The sequence below is a fragment of the Kitasatospora sp. NPDC057512 genome (assembly GCF_042802135.1).
Taxonomy (GTDB): domain Bacteria; phylum Actinomycetota; class Actinomycetes; order Streptomycetales; family Streptomycetaceae; genus Kitasatospora.
On sequence record NZ_JBHVET010000692.1, the window covers coordinates 1 to 4,638 of the forward strand.

Annotated in this window: 3 protein-coding genes and 1 pseudogene; 2 read left to right on the top strand and 2 right to left on the bottom strand. The window is 68.7% G+C overall.

The window, feature by feature from the left end; genetic code table 11:
• Positions 1–243: 243 nt before the first annotated feature.
• On the bottom strand, positions 244–1,005 hold the full coding sequence (locus ACFU6K_RS32005; protein ID WP_380668980.1) for a DUF1062 domain-containing protein: 762 nt from the start codon (positions 1,003–1,005) through the stop codon (positions 244–246).
• Between the two features lie 241 nt (positions 1,006–1,246).
• Positions 1,247–1,433: pseudogene (locus ACFU6K_RS32010) on the bottom strand (hypothetical protein); the annotation flags it as partial.
• 268 nt (positions 1,434–1,701) lie between these two features.
• Between ACFU6K_RS32010 and ACFU6K_RS32015 the strand changes: the two are divergent.
• Together ACFU6K_RS32015 and ACFU6K_RS32020 are read left to right on the top strand one after the other, a co-directional pair.
• Entirely contained in the window at positions 1,702–3,075 is a 1,374-nt protein-coding gene (locus ACFU6K_RS32015) for a hypothetical protein (protein ID WP_380668982.1), read from the top strand.
• Positions 3,076–3,246: 171 nt separating this feature from the next.
• On the top strand, positions 3,247–4,638 hold a 1,392-nt coding region (locus ACFU6K_RS32020), incomplete at its 3' end, for a GDSL-type esterase/lipase family protein (protein ID WP_380668984.1).

Here is a 4,638-nt window from a genome sequence, read left to right on the forward strand (position 1 = left end):
GCTTCTACGTCTGGGCAGGCCGGGAAACTGGTCTGCCTACGTTTTTGAGGTCTATGGATTGACCTTGGCGGCCTGCAGGAGTGCGGGCCGTCCGTATTCAGGAATTTCATGGGGCAAAGCAACCCAGAGGCCGCCGGGCTTCGGCGAGGAGCGGTGCGAGGACCGGGACACCGTCGAACGGGCCGTCGACAAGCTCGGGCACGCCGGAGCAGTCGCGGCCCGCTACGACGGACGCGGGTGCGTCTACCTCGGCACGGTCACCGCGGCCGCCCTCGTCATCCGACTCGGCACATGATCGACCTGATGGGTCCCAGTCGCCGTGGCCCGGCGTGGGAGTTCCCGGCCGGGTGCGGGCGGCAGCCCGATCCGGGCCGGGTCAGTGGGTTCGGCGTCGGGTACTTCGAGGGACTTCGCGTGTTTGGCCGCATCGACGGAACCGGGTCCGTGGATGGTGAGCTCGAAGTCCTGGTGCGCCTTGGCGTCCGGCGCGAACGGCAGGCGGATCCGGCCGTTCGCGACCAGACGGCGCACCTCGGCCCGGCTCAGGCCGAGACCGAGCTGGAGCAGCCGCTCCACCCGGACCGGTGCGGGCAGCTCGAAGCGCACCCGCACCGGGAGCGGGTTCGGGTCGTCGAGCGCGTACAGCGGCATGCGGGCCTCCAGCTCCCACGTCCCGGTCCAGTCGAGCCGGTACCGGTTCTTCGCCGCGAGCGACGCGCTCATCACCAACTCCCGCACCGCTGCCGGGTCGTTGGTCTCGTACGCCACCAGCCGGGCCGGCTCCAGTGTCGAGACGTGGGCGCGCTCGTGGACGGGCGCCTTCGAGGTCCGGTCGCACGTCGCGCAGCTCAGCAGCAGCCAGACGTCGAGCAGCTTGCCGTTCGCGTTGACGCGGATCTTCCCCGAGGCGCGGTGCCGCATGCCGGGGCAGTCCGGGCAGGGCCGGACGACGGTGGGCAGGGCGGACTGACGCACGGCCCACAGGGCCTTGCGGTCGGTATTCATGTGTGTGGGGTGCTTTCAGGACTGAGCAGGAGGGCATGCCGAACTCACTCGGCGGCTCCCGCTCTCTGACGGATGCTCACGAGGGGCGCGACCCATCGCCCCGGGGCCGGTTCGTCAGGCTCCGAGGTCGATCGCGCGACAGGTACGTACTACGTGGCAGTCATCAAAAGTCCATGCGGGAGATCATGATCGGGACAGCGGCCCGCGGCAACCGGATTTCCCCCCGCCCTCGGCCGGCGGGTCAGGCAACTCGACCGCGGCAGGTGAAGTCGATCAGGCCTCCCGGCTTGATCCGCTTCAGGCATCGGGTGGTGGGGCCTGTCTCGCCGGTAACGCTTGGTCGCTCGTCGGGTGAGCACGCGGAGCGTGACGAGGGCGGTGGCGAGGTAGAGGTGGAAGTCCACGACCTCACTGCGTTTCTCGGTGCAGCCCGCCACGCCCGGCGAACGATGGTTCCCGCACTCGTGAACACCACATCGTCTCCGTACCAGTTGTGATGGAGGGACAGCCAGCCGCGACACGCTTCCACACATGTGAAATATCTTGCATGTCCACAGCGATGTCCGCGCCATAGACTCCCTCGCGCCCCGCAGGGCCCGCGCTGACGTATCCGCGGCTCCCTTGGCGAAGGCACTCACCGACACGCCTGTATTCGTGTCAACGGACGGGCCGTTCGCCCGTCATCCGAGAGGACTCATGCAAAAGATATCCAGGCTCCTCGCCTTCATCAGTGCCGTCGCCCTGGCCGTCGGTGTCACCGTCGCCGCCGGCACCCCGGCGTCAGCGGCCGTGGGCGGGTACCAAATCCAGAACAAGGCGACCGGCCTGTGCCTGACCGGGACGGTCGACACGCCGTCCGCCATCCACCCCGTCTACGAAGCCCCTTGTGGGACCAAGCCCACGCAGCACTGGGCCAACATCACGAACATGCTCGCCCTGGTGGGCGCCGGTACGTACAGCCTCTGTCTGACCGTGGGCAATTACGGTGACGTGTACACCACGGGGTGCAAGGCCGAAGGTGACACGGGTTGGAACTACACCGACCAGGGGTGGAAGTACGCGTCGCTCAGGGGCGACTACACCAGCCTCTACAACACCGGCAAGGGTTGCTACGTGCAGGCGATCTCCGGCCAGTCCGCCTGCATGCCGGGGTGGACCGGGGACTCCAAGCAGTTCCGTTTCATGGAGGCTCCTGTCGGGTCGCCTCCCCCCGTGCCGAACACGGTGCGGTTGGTGGACCTGCGGCCGGACGGCAGGCTGCAGAACGCCGAGGGTGACTTCTCGGCGGGCAAGTGGAGCTCGTGGAGCGACATGGGTGCCTACGGGGTCAGGGAGGTGACCAGCGCGGCCACCGGTTCCGTGAACCGGATCTTCGCGATCACCGACGACGGCCAGATCTACGAGAAGGACGGCGACTACGGGAACGGTCAGTGGTCGGGCTGGTTCCACCCGGCGACCGGGGACCTGCCGACCTCTGCCGTGGCGATCAGCGCGTCGTCGTTCGGCAACGTGGTGCACCTGGTCGCCGTGGGCGCGAACGGGCATCTCTACAACTCCGACGGTGACTTCACGGCCGGCCGGTGGAACGGGTGGACGGACCACGGCGGCAACTTCAAGCGGGTCGCCAGTGCTTCGACGTCCACCAACGTCAACCACATCTTCGCCATCGACAGCAACAACCGGATCAACGAGCTCGACGCGGACTACGCAGCCGGCTCCTGGGGCTCCTGGTCGACGGCCGGGTCGAACGCGTTCACCGCGCAGGACATCGCGGCGTCCGCGTCCGGCAACATCGTGCACCTCAGCGCCATCGCACCGGACGGCAGCTGGTCGAACACCGACGGCGACTTCAACCGCGGCCAGTGGAACGGCTGGACCAAGATGCCCGGGTCCGGCCTCAAGCGCATCGCCAGCGCCGCCGCCAACAACGTGAACCACATCTTCGCCGTCGACGGCAACAACCGCCTCCAGGAGATCGACGGCGACTACAACGCCGGCCGCTGGAGCTCCTGGAACCAGGCCGCCACCGGCGCCGACTCCATCGGCGTCACCGCCGCCTTCACCCGCTGACCGAAGAGCCCACGCACGGCGATGCCGTGACCGCCACCCCCACCGCGCCCGGTGCGCCCGACCCTCGTGCGGGCCACCGGGCGCAGTGTCCGTGCCGGGCAGCATCCGCCGTACGGGTCCCGCGTACGGCCCACGCCACCCACCTTTGGTGTGCCAGATCCGGAGAATGTCATGACCCGTCCCACCGCCCTCGCCGCGGCCACCGTTCTGCTGGCCGCGGCAGGAATCGCCGCGGCCCCCGCCCCCGCGAGCGCCTCGACCACCAGCCCGACGGCAGCCCAACCGACGGTCCGGGTCCTGCCGCTGGGCGACTCGATCACCTACGGCCGGAACAGCTGCACCGGCAACGGCTACCGGGGGCCCCTGCAGAACCTGGTCGCCGCCGAAGGGCGCTTCGCCATCGACTACGTCGGCTCGCAGCAGAACGGCGTGATGGCCGACCCGGCGAACGAAGGCCATCCGGGATTCACGGTCGACCAGATCAGCAACAACATCGACGGGTGGCTGGCGGCCACCCACCCGGATGTCGTGCTGCTGCACATCGGCGCCAACGACCTCAACCAGTACGCCGGCGGCTCGGACACCGCCGCCAAGGCGGAGCGGCTGGTGAACCGGATCTTCGCGGACCAGCCCGGCGTCACCGTCATCATGCAGGGACTGGTTCCCACCATGTCCGGCATGAACAGCCCCATGCCGGACATGGCGAGGAACATCCCGGACTACAACGCCGCCCTCCAGCGCCTGGAGGCCACCGAGCAGCAGGCGGGCAGGCACTTCAGGTACGTCGCCGCTCCGGCGCTGGTTCCGTCCGGCCAGGGCACGGCCACCAAGCCCGTGCAGATGTCGGACGGCCTGCACCCGAACGACGCCGGCTACGCCCTGCTGGGTCAGAACTTCCTGGCGCCACTCGACCAGGCGTACAACGCCGGCTGGTACACCGGCCGCGCCGCGCAGTCCCCGCAGCCGGCCAACACGGTCCGCCTGGTGAACCTGGCACCGGACGGCAGCCTGCACAACACCGAGGGCGACTTCTCCGCGGGCTCGTGGAGCGGCTGGAGCAGCCTGGAGGCCTCGGGGATCAAGGAGGTGACAAGCGCGGCAACATTCTCGGTGAACCGGATCTTCGCCATCGGCCGTGACGGCCAGGTGTACGAGAAGGACGGCGACTACGGCAACAAGCAGTGGTCGGGCTGGTTCCAGCCGAACATCGGGGCACTCCCCTCGCCGGCCGTCTCCATCACCGCCTCCTCGTTCAACCACACCGTCCACCTGGTGGTGGTCGGTGCCGACGGACACCTGTACAACTCCGACGGCGATTACGAGGCCGGTCGGTGGAACGGGTGGACGGACCACGGCGGCAACTTCAAGCGGGTCGCCAGTGCTTCGACGTCCACCAACGTCAACCACATCTTCGCCATCGACAGCAACAACCGGGTCAACGAGCTCGACGGCGACTACTGCGCCGGCGCCTGGGGCTCCTGGTCGACGGCCGGGTCGAACGCGTTCACCGCGCAGGACATCGCGGCGTCCGCGTCCGGCAACATCGTGCACCTCAGCGCCATC